This window comes from Pseudomonas petrae (assembly GCF_021728295.1).
Lineage (GTDB): Bacteria > Pseudomonadota > Gammaproteobacteria > Pseudomonadales > Pseudomonadaceae > Aquipseudomonas > Aquipseudomonas petrae.
The window spans coordinates 86,249-107,172 of sequence record NZ_JAKJXE010000011.1 but is presented as its reverse complement, the minus strand read 5'-3'; the positions used below and the strand labels follow the sequence as shown (position 1 = coordinate 107,172).

General features: G+C 59.0%; 17 protein-coding genes and 1 pseudogene. 11 read left to right on the top strand and 7 right to left on the bottom strand.

The annotated features are described in order from the left end of the window. Positions 1–6: 6 nt before the first annotated feature. Positions 7–462: a tRNA (cytidine(34)-2'-O)-methyltransferase gene (locus tag L4G42_RS19285; protein ID WP_065987374.1), complete on the bottom strand. Its 456-nt coding sequence runs from the start codon at positions 460–462 to the stop codon at positions 7–9. On the opposite strand from L4G42_RS19285, the gene L4G42_RS19280 reads away from it, so the two are divergent. After that, positions 461–901, top strand: a complete 441-nt coding sequence (locus L4G42_RS19280; RefSeq protein ID WP_237253305.1) for a hypothetical protein — start codon at positions 461–463, stop codon at positions 899–901. The two genes, L4G42_RS19285 and L4G42_RS19280, sit on opposite strands and share 2 nt — an antisense overlap. A 1,570-nt stretch (positions 902–2,471) precedes the next feature. Here the strand turns inward: L4G42_RS19280 and tauD are convergent. The 4 genes and pseudogenes from tauD to tauA form a co-directional block, all read right to left on the bottom strand. After that, positions 2,472–3,305, bottom strand: coding sequence for a taurine dioxygenase (tauD, locus tag L4G42_RS19275; RefSeq protein WP_237253304.1), 834 nt, complete (start codon positions 3,303–3,305; stop codon positions 2,472–2,474). A 58-nt stretch (positions 3,306–3,363) separates the two neighbouring features. Beyond that, a pseudogene (tauC, locus tag L4G42_RS19270) lies at positions 3,364–4,128 on the bottom strand (taurine ABC transporter permease TauC); the annotation flags it as partial. A 77-nt stretch (positions 4,129–4,205) separates the two neighbouring features. Beyond that, positions 4,206–4,997, bottom strand: a complete 792-nt coding sequence (gene tauB / locus L4G42_RS19265; RefSeq protein WP_237253302.1) for a taurine ABC transporter ATP-binding subunit — start codon at positions 4,995–4,997, stop codon at positions 4,206–4,208. 273 nt (positions 4,998–5,270) lie between these two features. Next, on the bottom strand, positions 5,271–6,248 hold the full coding sequence (tauA, locus tag L4G42_RS19260; RefSeq protein ID WP_237253301.1) for a taurine ABC transporter substrate-binding protein: 978 nt from the start codon (positions 6,246–6,248) through the stop codon (positions 5,271–5,273). A 792-nt stretch (positions 6,249–7,040) separates the two neighbouring features. Here tauA and L4G42_RS19255 point away from each other — a divergent pair. From L4G42_RS19255 to L4G42_RS19230, 6 genes are all read left to right on the top strand, one after another. Beyond that, the gene (locus tag L4G42_RS19255; protein WP_237253300.1) at positions 7,041–8,423 is read left to right on the top strand and encodes an OprD family porin; all 1,383 of its coding nucleotides are present in this window, start codon (positions 7,041–7,043) and stop codon (positions 8,421–8,423) included. Between the two features lie 143 nt (positions 8,424–8,566). Next, positions 8,567–9,205, top strand: a complete 639-nt coding sequence (locus L4G42_RS19250) for a peroxiredoxin (protein WP_237253299.1) — start codon at positions 8,567–8,569, stop codon at positions 9,203–9,205. A gap of 411 nt (positions 9,206–9,616) precedes the next feature. Further along, positions 9,617–10,582 (top strand): sulfonate ABC transporter substrate-binding protein, encoded by a 966-nt coding sequence (locus L4G42_RS19245; protein WP_237253298.1) that lies wholly within the window; start codon positions 9,617–9,619, stop codon positions 10,580–10,582. Between the two features lie 27 nt (positions 10,583–10,609). Continuing rightward, positions 10,610–11,398 (top strand): aliphatic sulfonate ABC transporter permease SsuC, encoded by a 789-nt coding sequence (gene ssuC / locus L4G42_RS19240; protein ID WP_122533999.1) that lies wholly within the window; start codon positions 10,610–10,612, stop codon positions 11,396–11,398. Beyond that, positions 11,395–12,204, top strand: a complete 810-nt coding sequence (gene ssuB, locus L4G42_RS19235; RefSeq protein WP_237259204.1) for an aliphatic sulfonates ABC transporter ATP-binding protein — start codon at positions 11,395–11,397, stop codon at positions 12,202–12,204. The genes ssuC and ssuB overlap by 4 nt, the downstream gene beginning before the upstream one ends. A gap of 51 nt (positions 12,205–12,255) precedes the next feature. Next, positions 12,256–12,471 carry a TOBE domain-containing protein gene (locus L4G42_RS19230; protein ID WP_133773552.1) on the top strand — a complete coding sequence of 72 codons (216 nt, stop codon included), beginning with the start codon at positions 12,256–12,258 and terminating at the stop codon, positions 12,469–12,471. A 282-nt stretch (positions 12,472–12,753) separates the two neighbouring features. Here L4G42_RS19230 and L4G42_RS19225 read toward each other — a convergent pair whose 3' ends face one another. Both L4G42_RS19225 and L4G42_RS19220 read right to left on the bottom strand, forming a co-directional pair. Beyond that, a complete protein-coding gene (locus tag L4G42_RS19225) occupies positions 12,754–13,398 on the bottom strand; it encodes a TetR/AcrR family transcriptional regulator (RefSeq protein ID WP_237253296.1) in 645 nt (214 codons plus the stop codon). 158 nt (positions 13,399–13,556) lie between these two features. After that, positions 13,557–14,933: a glutamine synthetase family protein gene (locus tag L4G42_RS19220; protein ID WP_237253295.1), complete on the bottom strand. Its 1,377-nt coding sequence runs from the start codon at positions 14,931–14,933 to the stop codon at positions 13,557–13,559. 649 nt (positions 14,934–15,582) lie between these two features. On the opposite strand from L4G42_RS19220, the gene L4G42_RS19215 reads away from it, so the two are divergent. The 4 genes from L4G42_RS19215 to L4G42_RS19200 all read left to right on the top strand — a co-directional run bounded on the left by L4G42_RS19215 (position 15,583) and on the right by L4G42_RS19200 (position 20,921). Continuing rightward, a complete protein-coding gene (locus tag L4G42_RS19215) occupies positions 15,583–16,941 on the top strand; it encodes a glutamine synthetase family protein (RefSeq protein ID WP_237253294.1) in 1,359 nt (452 codons plus the stop codon). Positions 16,942–17,021: 80 nt separating this feature from the next. Next, on the top strand, positions 17,022–18,386 hold the full coding sequence (locus L4G42_RS19210) for an aspartate aminotransferase family protein (protein ID WP_237253293.1): 1,365 nt from the start codon (positions 17,022–17,024) through the stop codon (positions 18,384–18,386). 72 nt (positions 18,387–18,458) lie between these two features. Then, on the top strand, positions 18,459–19,556 hold the full coding sequence (locus L4G42_RS19205) for a polyamine ABC transporter substrate-binding protein (RefSeq protein WP_237253292.1): 1,098 nt from the start codon (positions 18,459–18,461) through the stop codon (positions 19,554–19,556). Positions 19,557–19,826: 270 nt separating this feature from the next. Next, positions 19,827–20,921: a polyamine ABC transporter substrate-binding protein gene (locus tag L4G42_RS19200; protein ID WP_237253291.1), complete on the top strand. Its 1,095-nt coding sequence runs from the start codon at positions 19,827–19,829 to the stop codon at positions 20,919–20,921. Positions 20,922–20,924 lie beyond the last annotated feature (3 nt).

Sequence of the window (20,924 nt, the reverse complement as noted above, 5' to 3'; positions counted from 1 at the left end):
GACCATCTATCGGAACCCCAACTGCCGCCAACCCTCATACACTGCAACCGCCACAGTATTCGACAGATTCAGACTGCGGCAGCCTTCGCGCATCGGCAGGCGCAGGCGTTGGTCGCTTGACAACGGGTCCAGCACCTCCGGCGGGAGGCCTCGGCTTTCCGGGCCGAAGAGGAACGCATCACCCTCCTCGAACTGCGCATCGTGGAAAACCCGCGAGCCCTTTGTGGTAAAAGCGAACAGCCGCGGATGGCCGATGCTTTCAAGGCAGCTCGGCAGGTCGGCGTGACGATGCAGCGTGGCGTATTCGTGGTAATCAAGGCCGGCTCGACGCAGGCGCTTGTCATCCAGCTCGAAGCCCAGCGGCTCGATCAAATGCAGGCTGCAGCCGCTGTTGGCGCAGAGCCTGATGATGTTGCCGGTATTCGGCGGAATTTCTGGTTGAAAAAGGATCACGTGAAACATGCACGGCTCCGAACGAAAGGACGGGATGCATTCTACCCCTGAAGAAGACCCCAGACCGAAGCTATGGCTCAAGTTTCTGGGCTCGGTGGCGATCGTTGGTGTGATGGTCGGGCTGATGATCGGCCGCGTGACGACCCCGGACCCCATTCAGCTGCAAAGCATTGAAGCGTTACCTGACGGCGTTGCCGTGTGGTTCAACCGCGAGCCGCAGCTCCATGGCGAACACATCGATGGCGCGGTGGCGTTGCTGTTCAACGCCCAGGGTCAGGCGCAGAAAGGCGAGCTGAAGCTCAACGGCAAAGACGTGCGCTGGAGGGTGCAACGAAGCGATAAGGGATTGTTGCTGAACCTGCTGGCGGCCCGTCCTCTGCACGGCGACTGGCGCGGTGCAACCCAGGACGGGCGCTGGAGACTGGAGGTCAGTCTCCGAGAGGAATAAAAGAGGGGAATCCCCGGCCTGCCTGTACCAAGGTCCCCAAAACTGGTGATGTATAACCTATTGCAGCGTGCGTGCCAGTTTTAGGAAATGTCCGTAGGAATATTCGTAATGTCTTGCAGGCGCCGGGTTTAGGGCCTTGTGGACCGCGCCATTTCACTGCCTTCATTGAGCTGAGGTTCGAATCGCCTTTCGGAGTTGAATGTTTGGTGAGCACTTTTTGCACGCTATTCGCGCATCCGAAGGCGCCGAGTAACCAAAGTGATGCACGCCCTAAAGCAGCGACAAGGTTGCTCTTCAGCTCGCCGGCATTTGTACAGCTGGGTACATGGACGGTCTTTGGGCTCGCTGATCTCTAAATTGTGGGACCGGCTTTAGCCGGGAAGGCGTCAGGCGTTACGCCGCAAGTTTATAGCGCACCTAGCGGCCTCTTCCCGGCTGAAGCCGGTCCCACTAAAAGCATCGCGTGCATGCAGTGGGCTCGCTGAACCCTAAATTGTGGGACCGGCTTTAGCCGGGAAAGCGTCAGGTGCTACACCGCAAATCTACAGTGCACCCAGCGGCTTCTTCCCGGCTGAAGCCGGTCCCACTAAAAGCATCGCGTGCATGCAGCGGGCTTGCTGAACCCTAAATTGTGGGACCGGCTTTAGCCGGCAAGGCGTCAGGCGTTACGCCGCAAGTCTATAGCGCACCCAGCGGCCTCTTCCCGGCTGAAGCCGGTCCCACTAAAAGCATCGCGTGCATGCAGTGGGCTCGCTGAACCCTAAATTGTGGTACCGGCTTTAGCCGGGAAGGCGTCAGGCGTTACGCCGCAAGTCTATAGCGCACCCAGCGGCCTTTTCCCGGCTGAAGCCGGTCCCACTAAAAGCATCGCGTGCATGCAGTGGGCTCGCTGATCTCTAAATTGTGGGACCGGCTTTAGCCGGGAAAGCGTCAGGTGCTACACCGCAAATCTACAGTGCACCCAGCGGCTTCTTCCCGGCTGAAGCCGGTCCCACTAAAAGCATCGCGTGCATGCAGTGGGCTCGCTGAACCCTAAATTGTGGGACCGGCTTTAGCCGGGAAGGCGTCAGGCGTTGCGCCGCAAGTCTATAGCGCACCCAGCGGCCTCTTCCCGGCTAAAGCCGGTCCCACTAAAAGCATCGCGTGCATGCAGTGGGCTCGCTGAAACCTAAATTGTGGGACCGGCTTTAGCCGGGAAGGCGTCAGGCGTTGCGCCGCAAGTCTATAGCGCACCCAGCGGCCTCTTCCCGGCTGAAGCCGGTCCCACTAAAAGCATCGCGTGCATGCAGTGGGCTCGCTGAACCCTAAGTTGTGGGACCGGCTTTAGCCGGGAAGGCGTCAGGCGTTACGCCGCAAGTCTATAGCGCACCTAGCGGCCTTTTCCCGGCTGAAGCCGGTCCCACTAAAAGCATCGCGTGCATGCAGTGGGCTCGCTGAACCCTAAATTGTGGGACCGGCTTTAGCCGGGAAGGCGTCAGTCGGTACGCTGCAAGTCTATAGCGCACCTAGCGGCCTCTTCCCGGCTGAAGCCGGTCCCACTAAAAGCATCAGCGCGCCTGCCGGCCTCTTATCAAAACGGCGCATCACCCAGGATCGTCGCGCGATGCATCACGCGGCGCTGCGGGCGGTAATCGTCGACCGCGTAATGCTGTGTCACGCGGTTGTCCCACATCGCCACGTCGTTCGCCTGCCAGCGCCAGCGCAAGGTGAACTCCGGCCGCGTGCCATGGGCGAACAGCAATTTCAGGACTGCCTCACTCTCTGCCGCTTCCAGTTCATTGATCCGGGTGGTGAAACCGTCGTTGACGAACAGCGCCTTGCGACCGCTGACCGGGTGCGTGCGAATGACCGGGTGCGACAGCGGCGGATTTTTGCGGCGAGTCTCCTCCCAGCGGGCGAGGTCTTCCGCCGTGCTGCCAAAACGCTCCAGCGGGAATGACCGGGTGAAGTCATGGGTTGCGGTCAAGCCGTCGAGCAACGTCTGCATCGGCCGGGAGAGCGCTTCGAACGAAGCAATTCCGCTCGCCCACAACGTGTCGCCACCGTAAGCCGGCACCTGCTTGGCGCTGAGCACCGCCCCCAGCGCAGGCGTCGGCAGAAAGGTGACATCCGTGTGCCAGATGGCGTTGTCGCGCACGTCGGTGACCGCGGTATCGAGAATCAGCACTTCAGGCTGTTCTGGCACGTTGGGGTAGATCGGATGAATGTGCAGGTCACCAAAGTTGGCGGCGAATCGCGCTTGTTGCTGCGGCGTGATCGGCTGATCGCGAAAGAACAGCACCTGATGATCAAGCAGCGCCCGTTCAATGACGTCGCGTTGTTCGCCGTTCAGGTCGCGGCTCAGGTCAACGCTGCTGATCTGTGCGCCCAATGCCGGGCTGAGCGGGTGGATGTCGATGCTCATGGTGGTCTCGTGTGTTCGGCGCCGAGGTGTCGGCGTAGTCAGTAATAAGGTCTCTAATTCAGTGGTTCTGGCCGTGCCAGGGCACGAGCTTGCGTTGCAGCGCGCGCAGGCCCATTTCCAGCGCGAAGGCGATCAGGGCGATGACCAGAATTCCCAACACCACCACGTCGGTTACCAGAAATTGCGCGGCGGACTGGACCATGAAACCCAGGCCACTGGTGGCGGCGATCAACTCGGCGGCCACCAGCGTCGACCAACCCACGCCGAGGCCGATGCGCACGCCAGTGAGAATGTCGGGCAGGGCGCTGGGCAGGATGACGTGGCGGATGAGCTGCCAGCGGCTGGCGCCCAAAGACTGAGCCGCGCGCAGTTTTGCGCTGTCGACCGTGCGCACACCGGTTGCGGTGGCGATGGCGATCGGCGCGAAGATCGCCAGATAAATCAGCAGGACCTTGGAGAATTCGCCAATGCCGCACCAGATCACAATCAATGGCAGGTAGGCCAGCGGCGGCACTGGGCGGTAGAACTCGATCAGCGGGTCGAAAATCCCTCGCGCGATTCGGTTATGACCAATGGCGATGCCGACGGGAATGGCCGTCAGCACGGCGAAGAACAGCGCCAGACCGATGCGTTGCAAACTCGCCCCCAAGTGCTGCCAGAGCGTGGAGTCCATGTATCCCTTGGTCATCAACAACCAGGCTTTTTCCAGCACAGCGGAAGGCGGCGGCAGAAACAGCGGTTCTACCCATTCAAGGGCGGTGACCACCCACCAACCGCCCAGCAAAACGGCGAGGGTCAGCACGCTGATTGCGCGCGTGCTCACATAGAAAGAAGAAGGCTGAAGGCGCGCGGTTTTCACCGGCACGCGAGTGAGCAATGGTTCCGGCGATTGATAAAGACTCATGCCCGTTGCTCCCGAACGCCTTGCCGTTGGGAAAATACCCGCGCCAACACGTGCTCGCGGGTTTCGATGAAGCGAGGGTCGGACTTGATGGCACGAGCCGATTCACCCGCGCTGTAGCGCTGACCGAAGTCGAGCTTCAGGTGCTCGACGATGTGACCGGGGTTGGGCGCAAGCAGAATCAGATCGGTCGACAGGAACACCGCTTCTTCAATGTCGTGGGTGATAAGGAAGACCGGCTTGGCGCTGCGTTGCCAGACCTGCAGCAGCAGCTCTTGCATCTGTTCGCGGGTGAAGGCGTCCAGCGCGCCGAATGGCTCGTCCATCAGCAGCACGCGTGGATCGGCCGCCAATGCGCGGGCGAGGCCCACACGTTGTTTCTGCCCGCCGGACAATTCCCAGATACGCCGCTTCTCGAAGCCGGCGAGATCGACCAGCGCCAGCATGTCGCGCGCCTTTGCCTCGCGCTTTTCACGGGGAACGCCCGCCAGCTCCAGCCCGAATGCGACGTTGGCCAGCACATCCTGCCAAGGCAGCAGAGCGTCATCCTGAAACACCACGCCGCGTTCGGCGCTGGGCCCGCTCACTGGCACGCCATCAAGGGTAATGCGGCCTGCGCTTGGCGCGACGAACCCGGCAATCAGGTTGAGCAACGACGTCTTGCCACTGCCGGATGGGCCCAGGGCAACCAGCAGTTGCTGCGGACCGAGGGTCAGGGAAATATCCGACAGCACCGGCTCGGCCGCACCGGGATACTGTGCGCTGATGCGCTCCAGCTGTAACAAGGCCATGGCATGTACCCCGCTTTATAGATGTGCATGAGCGGTGAGTGGATAACGGCGCGTTGAGTGATTTCTCGCATTCTTTGGTGCGTCGTTAAATTCATTTTGTAGGAGCCGGCTTGCTGGCGAACCCGACCTCTCAATCGCTACGAGGGGACTGACCTGGCGCCTTCGCCAGCAAGCCGGCTCCTACAGATTTTGGCGCGCCGTGGGCATGTGTAAAAGGCGAACAGGCCGTGGGATGCGTGGCGGTATCGCCCTCATGTCCGGGCTTCGGCCGGATTACTGGGTGACGAACTTGGCGCTCACGTAGGGGGTGTAATCGGCCAGCACGGCGTCGACCTTGCCTTGTTCCTTGAGGAACGCTGCGGTCTTGGTGATGGCCTCGGTGGTCGGCGCGCCCAGTTCTGTCACCTGATCAGCCGCCAGCGGGTAAACGTTGCCCTGCAACAGGCCGGGGATGTCACCAGGTTTGGCGCCGGACAGTTTCACCAGCTTGTCGACGTTGCCGGCATCGGCCAGCCAGGCCGCAGGATCCTTGCGGTAGGCGGCGTAGGCGTCGAGGGTGGTTTTGGCGAAGGCTTTGACAACCTCAGGATGTTTGTCGGCGAAGTCCTTGCGCACGATCCACGCATCAAAGGTCGGCGCGCCGACTTTTGCCAGCTCGCCCGAAGTGATCAGCACTTTGCCTGTCTCCTTGGCGACGCCGAGCGCTGGGTCCCATACGTAGGTGGCGTCGATGTCACCGCGCTTCCACGCCGCCGCAATCGCCGGTGGGGCGAGATTGAGAATGGTCACTTTCGCCGGGTCGATCTTCCAGTACTTCAGGGCGGCGAGCAGGCTGTAGTGGCCGGTCGAAACGAACGGCACGGCGATCTTCTTGCCGATCAGATCCTGTGGGCCGTTGATACCGGAGCCATTACGCGCAACCAGCGCCTCGGCAGCGCCGATCTGGGTGGCAATCAGGAAAGTTTCCACCGGTACTTTGCGCGTTGCCGCCGCGGTGAGAGGGCTGGAGCCGAGATAGCCGATCTGGACGTCACCCGACGCGATCGCCGTGATCACGTCCGCGCCGTTATCGAATTTACGCCATGAAATCTTCGAGCCCGTCGCCTTTTCATAGTCGCCATCGGCCTGAGCGACCTTCGCCGGATCCACGGTGGTCTGGTAGGCGACCGTAAAGTCTGCGGCCTGGGCGAAGAGCGTGGAGCCGGCGAGCGACAAGGCGGCCAGGACGCATAGGGGTTTGAGCAATTTCATGGTGACGCTCCGTAGAAAGGCACACCGCCTTCGAATGCCGGAGAGCGTAAATGATCTAAGAACGTCGAAATAAATAACCTTTTGGAATTTGCTTAGCGTTAATTTCCATACGCGCGGGCTTGATAGCGTCGCATTTCCAGAACAAAAGCACTGATCTCATAGACGGTTCATCGAATCGTCACAATTTGTAAATACGATCGCGACGCCCGTTCAACGATGTATCCGCAGGGATGGGGCGTTTCTCGAGGACCGATCTGGATGGTTAGACGGTGCAGGGACGAATTTTGACATGGCGTTCTCGCCGATGAGGTTTTCGCTGGCTTCGTCACAAAACAGACGGGGAGCAGGGTGACAACTGCAATATTTGCGACTACCAGTAAAGAAACATGATGTATTTCAGGTGGTTAGAAAGGCAATTCTCACCCAGTTTCGCAGGATGACCGTGACTTGCCGGTCAAGTTCCGGTCGCACGACACCGCTAAACATATCGATCTGACGAGCGGCATTGAAATATGTTTTGGGAATTAGGGATTAGGGCCGATACACTCCGCAACGGACGGCTGAAACGGCTTGTGACATATAACTGCTTGGCATAAAAGCAGGTCTAACAAGTCTTTTTAGGTTTAAGGGATTTACCCTACCTTGCAGCCAGCTGTAACGCGGTCTAGTCAATTAGTCTTGGGGCCATTGACTCGCCGAGTCAGGTCCGGCGCTAATCGCGCATCCTCGGTTTTGAGCCTTAGGCTCTGGCCCGGGAACTACAAAAATTAGATTCATGAGGAGCGATACACAATGAAGAAGTCCACCCTGGCCTTGGCCGTATACGCAGGTGTCTTGGCTACTCAGGCTGGTGCAGCCGGTTTCCTGGATGACAGCAAAGCGACACTCAGTTCCCGTACTCTTTATTTCGAACAAGATCCTCGCGAAAACCCAGCCACCGGTAAAGCGCAGGATCAGCGTCAGACCACCCAGGGTTTCCTGTTCAACTTCATCTCGGGCTACACCCCGGGTACCGTTGGCTTCGGTCTCGACGTTCAAGGCATGTGGGGCATCAACCTGGGCGGCGGTATCGACAACCGTGCTGCTAACGGCACCACGGCGAACACCGTTTCCCCGACTACTTCCGACGGTACGCCGGTCGCTGACTGGGCGCGTGCCGGTGCAAACGCCAAGGTCAAACTGTCGAAGACCGAGCTGAAAGTCGGTAACGCGCTGCAGCCTAACCTGCCGATCCTGGTATCGAACGATGGTCGTCTGCTGCCGCAAACCTTCGAGGGTGGCATCGTCACTTCCAAGGAAATCGACGGCCTGACACTGACCGCCGGTAAGCTGACCCAGGCTGCCGGTCGTGCGTCCAGCAACTACGCTGACATGTCCCTGGCCGGTGGTTACAAAGGTTCGAACAACTTCCAGTTCGCTGGCGGCGACTACAAAGTCACCAAAGACCTGACCGTTCAGTACTACTACGCAAACCTGGAAGACTACTATAAGCAGCACTTCCTGGGTCTGGTCCACATTCTGCCGATCGCGGAAGACCAGTCGTTCAAGACCGACCTGCGTTACTTCCACAGCACCTCCGACGGTGCAAATGCTCATCAGCAAGTCAACAACGGTTACCGCTTCGCCAACGGCTACAGCAAAGACGGCCAGGGCGAAGTTGATAACAACACCTGGACTGCGATGTTCACCTACACCCTGGGCGGCAACGCATTCCTGTTGGGTTACCAGTCTGTGAGCGACGACGGCGCCATGCCGATCATCAGCAACGGCAACGTCACCCGCAACAACGCTGCTAACGGTCGTAACGAAGGTGAAGGCGGTAACAGCGTTTATCTGTTCACCGACAGCATGATCACCAACTTCACCCGCACAGGTGAGCAGACCAAGTTCGGTCAGTACTCGTATGACTTCGCACGCCTCGGCGTTCCTGGTCTGAAAGCTGCCATTGCTTACCTGTATGGCGACCAGATTCGTCTGCAGAACGCAGCGCTGGGTCGTGGTTCGGAGTGGGAACGTGACATGCGTGTCGACTACGTGTTCCAGGACGGCTTCATGAAAGGCTTCGGCGTTACAGTACGTCGCGCCAGCCTGCGTTCCGATTCCGATCTGTATGCTACTCAGCAAGACACTGACCAGACTCGTGTGGTCCTCAACTACACCTACGCCTTCAAATAAGCGTGATGTGTTGAAAAGAGCCCCGCTTCGGCGGGGCTTTTTTATGCCTGAAACAAAGTCATCCAGCACCAATCGATCCTTTTGTTTTCAGATGCTGGGATGCACAGTTGATCAATAACTCATCACCGAAGGAATACGAACGTATGGGCCTTAAACTCGGCGACATCGCACCTGACTTCGAACAGGACTCCAGCGAAGGACCTATCAAGTTTCACGAGTGGCTGGATGGGAAATGGGCGGTACTGTTTTCGCACCCCGCCGACTTCACGCCCGTCTGCACCACCGAGCTGGGCTTCACCGCAAAACTCAAAGACGAATTCGACAAGCGCAATGTCAAGGCGATTGCCTTGTCCGTAGACTCGGCCGAATCTCACACAAAGTGGATCGGCGACATCAACTCCACGCAGAACACCGTCGTGAATTTCCCGATTTTGGCGGACGAAGACCGCAAGGTCTCCCAGCTTTACGATTTGATTCACCCCAATGCCAGCGAAACGCTGACGGTGCGTTCGCTGTTCGTGATAGACCCGAACAAGAAGGTCCGCCTGACCATTACCTACCCGGCCAGCACCGGGCGCAACTTCCACGAAATCCTGCGGGTGATCGACTCGCTGCAGCTGACCGACAACTACAAAGTCGCCACGCCGGCAAACTGGAAGGACGGCGAAGACGTCGTGATCGTGCCGTCGATCAAGGACGAAGCAGAGATCAAGGAGCGCTTCCCCAAAGGCTATACAGCCGTTACGCCGTACCTGCGCCTGACGCCACAGCCGAATCGCTGATACACCGGTTTCAACCACGACATTCGGGCCGATTTATCGGCCCTTTTTTTTTGCAGGCTTCAGTGATCGTCGATTCGCATTCTGTAGACGCCGGCTTGCTGGCGAACACGCTCTTTGCGCTACACCACCCGGCGTCTGGAGATTGCGGTGGGCCGATCAGCCTGATCGTGGCCTATCTAACGTCTTCGCGGGCAAGCGCGCTCTTACAGGGTAGGGGTGTCGGACCACGGCAATTCTTATATTCATTTTGGTGCTAACCAAATGAATAAATATGATTTTAGAGAATAACCATCCCCTGCTATGGTCTTTCCGTCCTGGCAAGATCGCCGGCAATGAATCCCTTCCCGCCTTACTGGTCCGCCATCGGACGAGCAGGTGCCACCTGTTAGCTACACAGCAAAGGAGCGTGCCATGCGCACCGTTATTTTGCGTCGAGGCCTGGTCGCTCTGTTTGCTGCGGCGGTTTCCTTCGGCGTCCTTACTCAGGCCCAGGCCGATACCTTGCGCATCGGTTACCAGAAATACGGCACGCTGGTGTTGCTCAAGGCCAAAGGCTCGCTCGAGAAAAAACTCGCCGATCAAGGTGTGCAGGTCCAATGGACTGAGTTTCCCGGTGGCCCGCAGTTGCTCGAAGGCCTGAACGTGGGCTCGATCGACTTTGGTGTGACTGGCGAAACCCCGCCCGTGTTTGCCCAGGCCGCCGGCGCTGACCTGCTGTACGTCGCCTCCGAGCCGCCAGCGCCCACCAGCGAAGCGATTCTGGTGCCCAAGGATTCGCCGATCACTTCGGTCAAAGACCTCAAAGGCAAGAAAGTCGTCCTCAACAAAGGCTCCAACGTGCATTACCTGCTGGTGCGCGCGCTGGAAGAAGCCGGCTTGAAGTACACCGATATCCAGACCGTTTTCCTGCCGCCCGCCGATGCGCGTGCAGCCTTCGAGCGCGGCAGCGTCGATGCCTGGGTGATCTGGGATCCTTACCAGGCTGCCGCCGAGCAGCAACTTCAGGCCAAGACCCTGCGCGACGGCAAAGGCATCGTCGACAACAACCAGTTCTACCTGGCGACCAAACCCTATGCGCAGCAGCATCCCAAGGTGATTCAGACCCTGGTTGAAGAAGTGCGCGCCGTCGGCGAATGGTCCAAGGCCAACCCGGAAGAGGTGACCAAACAGGTCGCGCCGCTGCTCGGCCTGCCGGAAGACATCACCCGCACGTCGGTGAAGCGTCAGGGCTACGGTGCTTTGTTCATCACGCCTGAGACCGTCGCGGCACAACAGAAAATCGCCGACACCTTCTACCAGCTCAAGCTGATCCCTAAACCGTTGCGCATCGCTGATGTGATCTGGACGCCACCCGCTGCTGTCGCGAAAGCGCAGTAAGCCCGGCAATTGGAAGGAGACAACTCCATGAGCGTCGAAAGAATCACCCACAGACTGGCGCCCTGGTTGCTACCGGTCTTGTTGTTGGCGATATGGCAGCTGGCGGTCAGCGCGGGCTGGCTGTCGACCCGCATTCTGCCGGCGCCGAGCGCTGTGATTGAGGCCGGCGTCACGCTGGTACGCAGCGGTGAAATCTGGACCCATCTGGCAATCAGTGGCTGGCGTGCCGGCATCGGCTTCGCCATCGGCGGCGGGATCGGCTTGGCATTGGGCTTCATCACCGGGCTGTCGAAATGGGGCGAACGGCTGCTCGACAGCTCCGTGCAGATGATCCGTAACGTGCCGCATCTGGCGCTGATCCCGCTGGTCATTCTGTGGTTCGGCATCGACGAGACCGCCAAGATATTTCTGGTCGCGCTGGGCACGCTCTTCCCGATTTACCTGAACACGTACCACGGCATTCGCAACATCGACCCGGCGCTGGTGGAAATGTCCCGCAGCTACGGTTTGAGCGGCTTCGGACTGTTCCGCCATGTGATTCTGCCGGGCGCGATGCCATCGATTCTGGTCGGCGTGCGGTTCGCGCTGGGCTTCATGTGGCTGACCCTGATCGTCGCGGAAACCATCTCGGCCAGCTCGGGCATCGGTTATCTGGCGATGAACGCCCGGGAGTTTCTGCAGACCGACGTCGTGGTACTGGCGATCGTGCTCTACGCCGTACTCGGCAAATTGGCAGACCTCGCGGCGCGTGGTCTGGAACGGGTCTGCCTGCGGTGGCACCCGGCGTATCAAGTGGCTAAAGGTGGCGCGCAATGAGCAATCTCCAACAACCGGCAAACCTGTTGCGCGGGATTCCCTTGCAGGTCCGCAAGCTGAAAAAGACGTTCGGCTCGCGGGAAGTACTGAAAGACATCGATCTGCACATCCCGGCCGGCCAGTTCGTCGCTGTCGTGGGCCGAAGCGGCTGCGGCAAGAGCACCTTGCTGCGCCTGCTGGCAGGACTCGATCAACCGTCGAGTGGCCAACTGCTGGCCGGTAACGGCTCGTTGGCGGATGCGCGGGAAGACACGCGACTGATGTTCCAGGAAGCACGTTTGCTGCCCTGGAAAAAGATCATCGACAACGTCGGCCTTGGCCTCGGCGGCGACTGGCGTGGCAAAGCGCTGGAAGCGCTGGAAGCAGTGGGTTTGGCCGAGCGCGCCAATGAATGGCCGGCGGCGTTATCGGGTGGTCAGAAACTACGCCTGGCGCTGGCGCGTGCGCTGATTCACCAGCCGCGCTTGTTGTTGCTCGACGAGCCCCTTGGCGCGCTGGATGCCCTGACCCGAATCGAGATGCAGCAGCTGATCGAAAACCTGTGGAAGAAGCACGGCTTCACCGTATTGCTGGTGACCCACGACGTCAGCGAGGCCGTCGCCATTGCCGACCGGGTCTTGCTGATCGAAGAGGGCCGCATTGGTCTTGATCTGCAGGTTGATCTGGCCCGTCCGAGGGCGCGCGGCTCTTACCGACTGGCCGCGCTGGAAACCGAAGTGCTCAACCGCGTGTTGTCGTTGCCAGGCACCCCGCCCGAACCCGAACCGACTTCACCGCTGCCCACGCAACTGCGTTGGGCCAACTAACTCCAGAGGCAATCTTGCCCCCGGAACTGATCTCACAAAGGAAGCCTTACCATGACTATCAAAGCCATCAACGTGCGTAACCAGTTCAAAGGCACCATCAAGGAAATCGTCTTCGGCGACGTATTGTCCGAAATCGACGTGCAGACCGCGTCGGGTGTCGTTACCTCCGTTATCACCACCCGCTCCGTCAAAGAGCTGGAACTGGTCGTCGGCAGCGAAGTGATCGCGTTCGTGAAATCCACCGAGGTGTCGATCGCCAAGTTGTGATCGATGCTGTATAGCAAGCGACGTCCCTGCGTGTAGGAGCGCGCTTGCCCGCGAATGTGGAGTGTCAGTCACGGATTATTTAATTGACCCACCGCAATCGCGGGCAAGCGCGCTCCTACAATGGATCTCGATCCAAACCCCAGGTCTGCGTTGACCTCGAATCTGTAGGAGCCGGCTTGCTGGCGAACACGGTGTGTCAGGTACATCAGTGCTGACTGTTGAAACGCATTCGCCAGCAAGCCGGCTCCTACGGATCCGGTGAATGCTCAGCGTCTGCGTCGTTTAGCAGGGCAGATGTTGTGATCGCTTCGGCAAAAACGGCGGCAAGTACAACCCCAGATACGCATCAAACACCCGCAATCCTTCCTCGGCCATGCGCGGGGTAATCGCGTTGTGCAGTTGCACCGAGCGCGCATACACCCGATCGGCCAATTCCAGCGCCAGGGCAAACACCTCAACATCATCGGGCAGCGTCGGCAGTTGAAAATGCCGGGCGAACAGCGCGTGCATGAGGTTGCCCAGTTCAATGTCGTGCTGACGATCCGCCTGGGTGACTTCAGTCAAACCGTGCTGGGCGAGGATCAACTGCCGCGCGGCAGCGTCGTCGCTGTAGATCGCGAGCATGCGCGATTCCACCACATGGGACAGGTCACGCCACTGGTTCAACTGATCATGATCGATGGGCTGCTGCAGGCTTTCGCGAAACGCCTCGTGGACATCGGCCGTCAGCGCTTCGAGCAGCGCCGGAACGCTGGCGAAGAAGTGATACACCGAAGAGGGCGGTATCTCGGCGCGCTCGGCGACGCTGTAGATGGAAAGGCTCGCCACGCCGTCCGAGGCCAGCAGCGCGCGTGCGGCATCGAGGATCGAGTCGATCCGCGCCTGACTGCGTGCACGAGGTTTGCGGGGTGTGGCAAGGCGGGTCATCAGTGCTCTCTCGGTCGGGGCCGCGGGCATTCTACAGTGGCAGCCGGGAGATTGCCTTCCCGGCTGAAGCCGGTCCCACAGGGTGTCCGCGCAGCTCATGAATGAAAAACGCCACCGATTCTCTCGAAAAGGTGGCGTTTTCTTAACTCACGCAGGCATCAAACCGTGTGCAGATACCAGTTGTATTCAAGGTCGGAGATGGAGTGCTCGAACTCCTCCAGCTCACTTTCCTTGCACGCAACAAAGATATCGATGTACTTCGGATCGATGTACTTAGCCATGACTTCGCTGTCGTCCAGCTCGCGCAGTGCATCACGCAGGTTGTTCGGCAGGCTCTGCTCGTTCTGCTCGTAGGAGTTGCCTTCCACGGGCGGACCGGGCTCGATCTGGTTGGTCAGGCCGTGGTGAATGCCTGCCAGCACCGCTGCCATCAACAGATACGGGTTGGCATCCGCACCGGCAACCCGATGCTCGATACGCACCGAATCGGCCGTCCCGGTAGGTACGCGCACGGCCACGGTCCGGTTATCCAAGCCCCAGCACGGCGAGTTTGGAACGTAGAACTGAGCACCAAACCTGCGATACGAATTGACGTTCGGGCAAAGGAACGCCATCTGCGCGGGTAGGGTCTCGAGCACACCGCCGATCGCATGACGCAATGCGGCGTTCTGCTCGGGATCCTCGCTGGTGAAGATGTTTTTGCCATCGCGATCGAGAATCGAAATGTGCACGTGCAGACCGTTACCCGCCTGGCCTGGATAAGGCTTGGCCATGAAAGTGGTGTCCATCTCATGGTCGTAGGCGATGTTCTTGATCAAACGCTTGAGCAGCACCGCGTAATCACAGGCTTTCAGCGCGTCGGCAGTGTGGTGCAGGTTCACTTCGAACTGCGCCGGGGCACTTTCCTTAACGATCGCGTCGGCCGGAATGCCTTGCTCTTTCGCACCTTCCAGAATGTCCTGGAGGCAGTCGACGTACTCGTCCAGGTCATCGATCAGGTAAACCTGTGTCGAGTGCGGACGTTTGCCGGAGATCGGCGAGCGCGGGGGTTGCGGACGGCCGTTCACGTTTTCCTGATCGATCAGGTAGAACTCAAGCTCGAATGCAGCGCAGATGGTCAGGCCCATCTCGTCGAACTTGCTGACAACCTGGCGCAGCACTTCGCGCGGATCCGCGAAGAAGGGCGTGCCTTCCAGCTCGTGCATGGTCATCAGAAGTTGTGCGGTAGGACGCTTCTGCCAGGGCTCATTGCAGAGAGTGTCGGGGATTGGATAGCAGATTCGGTCAGCGTCACCGATGTCCAGACCCAGGCCGGTGCTTTCCACCGTCGAGCCGTTGATATCCAGTGCGAATAGGGAAGCTGGGAGGTTGATGCCTTTTTCGTAAACCTTATGAAGGCTGGTGCGTTCGATGCGCTTGCCGCGCACCACGCCATTCATATCTGCAATCAGAAGGTCAACGTATAGAACCTCAGGATGTTCCTTAAGGAACGCGTTCGCTTCGTTGAGCTGAACGGCACGCGGGGGTACCGACATGATGCAACACCTTTGTTGTTGAAAATATCAATCATCGAGCATTACGGGTTTCAGTCAATCCGAAAGGCCAGACGAAGTCAAGGGAGCCCTGATTTGCCCTAAAAGGGCGCCAAAAAGCCATTTTCGCCGCACTTTAGGGCAAATGTTGTGCGCCGAACGTCATGCAAGCTGCGGGTTTGAGCAGGGCGTGTTTTATTTTTTACGGGCGTGTTGTGGAAAAAAATGAACAACGCTAAGCTCGATTGCAACCCATAACAGCAATAATACCGGGGGTCTCATGCTTCGCCTTCCGCTGATCGGCCTCACCGCCTGCACTCAGCCATTCGGGCACCTGCTTTTCACATCACACGCTTTCAGTGTAGCGGCCCAGCCAGCGCGCCGGGCACTGCGCGTGCCTCTGCGCAGCACCTCGACACCTTACTCTTTATCCGCGCAGCGGTTCCAGCGGGCGCGTCTTTTGCTTCCGCTGACTACCCGGCCCAGGTTTTCTGCGGCCTCCGCCGCCGCGCGTTTTGCACAACCCCGACTATCTTTGAGTCGTCCAGGCATTTTGGCGATGCCTGAACTAAACACGCAACCGTAACGCCAGCGCTTCAAAGAACGCCTGACCGCCATGACGGCGACCAGGAATTAAAACCCTGAGGTATTTATGAGTACCAACCTCGACCAGCTCACCGATTGGTTGAAAGAACACAGGATTACCGAAGTCGAATGCATGATCGCCGACCTCACCGGTATCACACGGGGCAAGATTTCACCGACCAACAAGTTCATTGCTGAAAAGGGCATGCGCTTGCCGGAAAGCGTACTGCTCCAGACCGTGACGGGCGATTACGTCGAAGACGACATCTACTACGGATTGCTGGACCCTGCAGACATCGACATGTTCTGCCGTCCTGACCAGAGCGCGGTGTTTCTGGTGCCCTGGGCCATCGAGCCGACTGCGCAGGTGATTCACGACACCTACGACAAGCAAGGCAACCCCATCGAGCTGTCCCCGCGCAACGTCCTCAAGAAAGTCCTCAAGCTCTACGCCGACCAGGGCTGGCAGCCCATTGTGGCGCCGGAGATGGAGTTCTATCTGACCAAGCGCAGCGACGACCCCGACTACCCGCTGCAGCCACCGGTGGGGCGCTCGGGGCGTCCGGAAACCGGTCGTCAGTCGTTCTCCATCGAAGCCGCCAACGAATTCGACCCCTTGTTCGAAGACGTCTACGACTGGTGCGAACTGCAAAATCTCGACCTGGACACGCTGATTCACGAAGACGGCACCGCGCAGATGGAAATCAACTTCCGCCACGGCGACGCGCTGTCTCTGGCGGATCAGATTCTGGTGTTCAAGCGCACCATGCGCGAAGCCGCCCTCAAGCACGATGTGGCCGCGACCTTCATGGCCAAGCCCATGACCGGTGAGCCTGGCAGTGCGATGCACTTGCACCAGAGCATCATCGATATCGAGACCGGCAAGAACATCTTCTCCAATGAAGACGGCTCGATGAGTCAGCTGTTCCTGCAACACATCGGCGGTCTGCAAAAGCTGATCCCCGAGCTGTTGCCGCTGTTCGCACCCAACGTCAACTCGTTCCGCCGCTTCCTGCCGGACACTTCCGCGCCGGTGAACGTGGAATGGGGCGAAGAAAACCGCACCGTTGGCCTGCGCGTTCCGGATGCCGGCCCGCAGAACCGTCGCGTGGAAAACCGCCTGCCCGGCGCCGATGCCAACCCGTATCTGGCCATCGCCGCCAGCCTGTTGTGCGGCTTCATCGGCATGGTCGAGGGCCTCAACCCCAGCGCCCCAGTGGTCGGTCGCGGCTACGAACGCCGCAACCTGCGCTTGCCGTTGACCATCGAAGACGCGCTGGAGCGCATGGAAAACAGCAAGACGGTCGAAAAGTACCTCGGGAAGAAATTCATCACCGGCTACGTCGCGGTCAAGCGCGCCGAGCACGAGAACTTCAAGCGTGTGATCAGTTCGTGGGAGCGGGAATTCCTGCTCTTTGCCGTCTGACGTCACGGGGCGTCGCCAGATCCGAGTGAATCCCGAGCGGATGACGGCGCCCCACACGCGATACCACAATGGAGTGATTCATGAGTTCCAACAACCCGCAAACCCGCGAATGGCAAGCCCTCAGCAGTGATCATCACCTGGCGCCGTTCAGCGATTTCAAGCAGCTGAAAGAGAAAGGTCCGCGCATTATCACTAACGCCAAGGGCGTTTATCTTTGGGACAGCGAAGGCAACAAGATCCTCGACGGCATGGCCGGGCTCTGGTGTGTCGCCATCGGGTACGGTCGCGAAGAACTCGCCGACGCTGCCAGCAAACAGATGCGTGAGCTGCCTTATTACAACCTGTTCTTCCAGACCGCTCACCCGCCGGCATTGAAACTGGCCAAGGCGATTTCCGACATCGCCCCCGAGGGCATGAACCACGTGTTCTTCACCGGGTCCGGCTCCGAGGGCAACGACACGGTACTGCGCCTGGTGCGTCACTACTGGGCGATCAAGGGCCAGCCGAGCAAGAAAGTCATCATCAGCCGCGTCAACGGTTACCACGGCTCGACCGTCGCAGGTGCCAGCCTGGGCGGCATGACCTACATGCACGAACAGGGCGACTTGCCGATTCCGGGCATCGTGCACATTCCGCAGCCGTACTGGTTCGGTGAAGGCGGCGACATGACGCCCGACGAATTCGGCGTCTGGGCGGCCGAACAGCTGGAGAAGAAAATTCTCGAACTGGGCGTGGACAACGTCGGCGCGTTCATCGCCGAGCCGATTCAGGGCGCCGGCGGTGTCATCGTTCCGCCCGACACCTACTGGCCGAAAATCAAAGAGATCCTCGCCAAGTACGACATCCTCTTTGTGGCCGATGAAGTGATCTGTGGCTTTGGCCGCACCGGGGAATGGTTCGGCAGCGATTTCTATGGCCTCAAGCCAGACCTGATGACCATTGCCAAAGGCCTGACCTCGGGCTACATCCCCATGGGTGGGGTCATCGTGCACGATGAAGTGGTCAAGGTGTTGAACGAGGGCGGCGACTTCAACCACGGTTTCACCTACTCGGGTCACCCGGTGGCGGCGGCAGTGGGGCTGGAGAACATCCGCATTCTGAGTGAAGAAAAGATCGTCGAACGGGTGAAGTCCGAAACGGCACCCTATTTGCAAAAGCGTCTGCGCGAGCTGAGCGATCACCCGCTGGTGGGTGAAGTGCGGGGCGTCGGCATGCTGGGCGCGATCGAACTGGTGAAAGACAAGGCCACTCGGGAGCGTTATGTCGGCAAAGGCGCAGGCATGATTTGCCGCACTTTCTGCTTCAACAATGGCCTGATCATGCGGGCTGTGGGCGACACCATGATCATCTCGCCGCCGCTGGTGATTACCTTCGCCGAGATCGACGAGCTGATCGAAAAGGCGCGCAAGTGCCTGGACCTGACGCTTGAGTCATTGCAGGGCTGAATTTTTACCGGGAAATTGCCAGACTGTCCGCCGTCTAGACGCCGCTTACATAAAAACACTGGAGCCGTACGAATGAAGAAATTTGGCAAAACCCTCCTGGCCTTGTCCCTCATGGGCGCAGTGGCCGCTGCTGCACACGCCGATGACAAAGTCCTCCACGTTTATAACTGGTCCGACTACATCGCTCCGAACACCATCGCCGACTTCGAAAAAGAGTCGGGCATCAAAGTGGTGTACGACGTGTTCGACAGCAACGAGACCCTGGAAGCGAAGTTGCTGGCCGGTAAGTCGGGCTACGACGTCGTCGTTCCGTCGAACAACTTCCTGGCCAAGCAGATCAAGGCCGGCGTCTACCAGGAGCTGGACAAGTCCAAGCTGCCAAATTACAAAAACCTCGACCCTGCCTTGTTGAAAGCCGTGTCCATCAGCGACCCGGACAACAAGCACGCGTTCCCGTACATGTGGGGCTCGATCGGCATCGGCTTCAACGCCGAGAAGGTCAAAGCCGCCTTGGGCGCAGATGCACCGGTCAATTCTTGGGATCTGCTGTTCAAGCCAGAAAACGCCGCCAAGCTGAAAGGCTGCGGTATCAGCTTCCTCGACTCGCCGACCGAAATGCTGCCGGTGGCGTTGCATTACCTGGGCCTGCCGACCGACAGCCAGAAGAAGGAAGACATCCAGAAGGCCGAGGATCTGTTCAAGAAGATTCGTCCTTCGATCACCTACTTCCACTCGTCCAAGTACATTTCGGACCTGGCCAACGGCAACATCTGCGTAGCCGTGGGTTACTCGGGTGACGTCTACCAGGCCAAGGCGCGTGCTGAAGAAGCGGGCGGCAAGGTCAAAGTCAGCTACAACATTCCGAAAGAAGGTGCAGGCAGCTTCTACGACATGGTCGCCATCCCGAAAGATGCCGAAAACGTCGAAGGCGCCTACAAGTTCATGAACTTCATCCTGCAACCGAAAGTGATGGCTGAAATCACCAACTCCGTTCACTTCCCGAACGGCAACAAGGCGGCAACCGAGTTCGTCGACAAGGACATCACGTCTGACCCGGGCGTTTACCCGCCGGCGGACGTTCTGGCCAAGTTGTACGCCATCGCTGACTTGCCTGCGGCGACCCAGCGTTTGATGACGCGCAGCTGGACCAACATCAAATCGGGTAAATAAGCCTGACCGGGTGCGTCGTCCTGTACGACGCACCCCGTAGGAGCGCGCTTGCCCGCGATTACGGTGTCTCGGCCGACATCAATGTCGTATGTGCCCAAGTCATCGCGGGCAGGCGCGCTCCTACCGTTCACGCTTCGTGATGGCATTCACAAAAAGTTTTTTTGCGAGAAGGGTTTATCGAAGGTAAGTTGCGCGCCGGATGGGTCACAGGCAGTCGTTACTGTCATCGGTACGGGCAACAGGCCCACCTACTAAAAAAGGACTGCACACGTGTCTATTTCTTTATTTTCAAAAGGCTTGCTGCTCGGCGCCGGGCTCACGCTCGCTGCCGGTGCCTACGCGGATTCCACCGTTCGCATTTATAACTGGTCCGATTACATCGGCACCACGACGCTGGAGGACTTCACGTCCACCACCGGGATCAAGACCAAGTACGACGTCTTCGACTCCAACGAAACCCTGGAAGGCAAGCTCCTCGCCGGCCATACCGGGTATGACGTGGTCGTGCCGTCCAATCACTTCCTGGGCAAGCAGATCAAGGCTGGAGCGTTTCAAAAGCTCGACAAGTCGCAACTGCCCAACTACGCCAACCTCGACCCCGAACTGCTCAAGCGCCTGGAAAAGAACGACCCGGGGAACCAGTACGCCGTGCCATATCTGTGGGGCACCAACGGCATCGGCTACAACGTCGACAAGATCAAGGAAGTCCTGGGCGTCGACACCATCGATTCGTGGGCCACGCTGTTCGAGCCTGAAAACATCAAGAAGCTGCAAAAATGCGGCGTTGCGTTCCTGGATTCCGCTGATGAGATGATCCCCGCGGTCCTCAATTACATGAAGCTGAGTCCGAACAGCACCGACGAGAAAGACTACAAGGCCGCTGAAGCCAAGCTGCTCAAAATCCGCCCTTACGTGACCTATTTCAACTCGTCCAAATACATCACTGACCTGGCCAACGGAGACATCTGTATCGCTGCCGGTTTCTCCGGTGACGTCTTCCAGGCCAAGGCCCGTGCCGCAGAAGCCGGCAAAGGCGTCAACATCGCTTACTCGATTCCGAAAGAGGGCGGCAACCTGTGGTTCGACATGCTCGCGATCCCTTCGGATGCGCCGGACGTGAAGGCCGCTCACGCCTTCATCAACTACATCCTCAAGCCCGACGTGATCGCCAAGGTCAGTGATCAGGTGGGTTACGCCAACCCGACCCCGGCTTCGGGCGAGCTGATGGATCAGGACATTCGCAACGACGAGGCGGTTTATCCTTCGAAGGAGATACAGGAGCGCCTGTACGTCAACTCCGAGCTGCCGCCCAAGATCCAGCGCATCATGACGCGCAGCTGGACGAAGATCAAAACCGGTAAATAAAGA

Bases quoted from the DNA above. Each gene is read 5' to 3' on its own strand.
- L4G42_RS19280 (WP_237253305.1), top strand. From the start codon at position 461: ATGCACGGCTCCGAACGAAAGGACGGGATGCATTCTACCCCTGAAGAA.
- L4G42_RS19285 (WP_065987374.1), bottom strand. From the start codon at position 462: ATGTTTCACGTGATCCTTTTTCAACCAGAAATTCCGCCGAATACCGGC.
- tauD (WP_237253304.1), bottom strand. From the start codon at position 3,305: ATGAGCATCGACATCCACCCGCTCAGCCCGGCATTGGGCGCACAGATC.
- tauB (WP_237253302.1), bottom strand. From the start codon at position 4,997: ATGGCCTTGTTACAGCTGGAGCGCATCAGCGCACAGTATCCCGGTGCG.
- tauA (WP_237253301.1), bottom strand. From the start codon at position 6,248: ATGAAATTGCTCAAACCCCTATGCGTCCTGGCCGCCTTGTCGCTCGCC.
- L4G42_RS19255 (WP_237253300.1), top strand. From the start codon at position 7,041: ATGAAGAAGTCCACCCTGGCCTTGGCCGTATACGCAGGTGTCTTGGCT.
- L4G42_RS19250 (WP_237253299.1), top strand. From the start codon at position 8,567: ATGGGCCTTAAACTCGGCGACATCGCACCTGACTTCGAACAGGACTCC.
- L4G42_RS19245 (WP_237253298.1), top strand. From the start codon at position 9,617: ATGCGCACCGTTATTTTGCGTCGAGGCCTGGTCGCTCTGTTTGCTGCG.
- ssuC (WP_122533999.1), top strand. From the start codon at position 10,610: ATGAGCGTCGAAAGAATCACCCACAGACTGGCGCCCTGGTTGCTACCG.
- ssuB (WP_237259204.1), top strand. From the start codon at position 11,395: ATGAGCAATCTCCAACAACCGGCAAACCTGTTGCGCGGGATTCCCTTG.
- L4G42_RS19230 (WP_133773552.1), top strand. From the start codon at position 12,256: ATGACTATCAAAGCCATCAACGTGCGTAACCAGTTCAAAGGCACCATC.
- L4G42_RS19225 (WP_237253296.1), bottom strand. From the start codon at position 13,398: ATGACCCGCCTTGCCACACCCCGCAAACCTCGTGCACGCAGTCAGGCG.
- L4G42_RS19220 (WP_237253295.1), bottom strand. From the start codon at position 14,933: ATGTCGGTACCCCCGCGTGCCGTTCAGCTCAACGAAGCGAACGCGTTC.
- L4G42_RS19215 (WP_237253294.1), top strand. From the start codon at position 15,583: ATGAGTACCAACCTCGACCAGCTCACCGATTGGTTGAAAGAACACAGG.
- L4G42_RS19210 (WP_237253293.1), top strand. From the start codon at position 17,022: ATGAGTTCCAACAACCCGCAAACCCGCGAATGGCAAGCCCTCAGCAGT.
- L4G42_RS19205 (WP_237253292.1), top strand. From the start codon at position 18,459: ATGAAGAAATTTGGCAAAACCCTCCTGGCCTTGTCCCTCATGGGCGCA.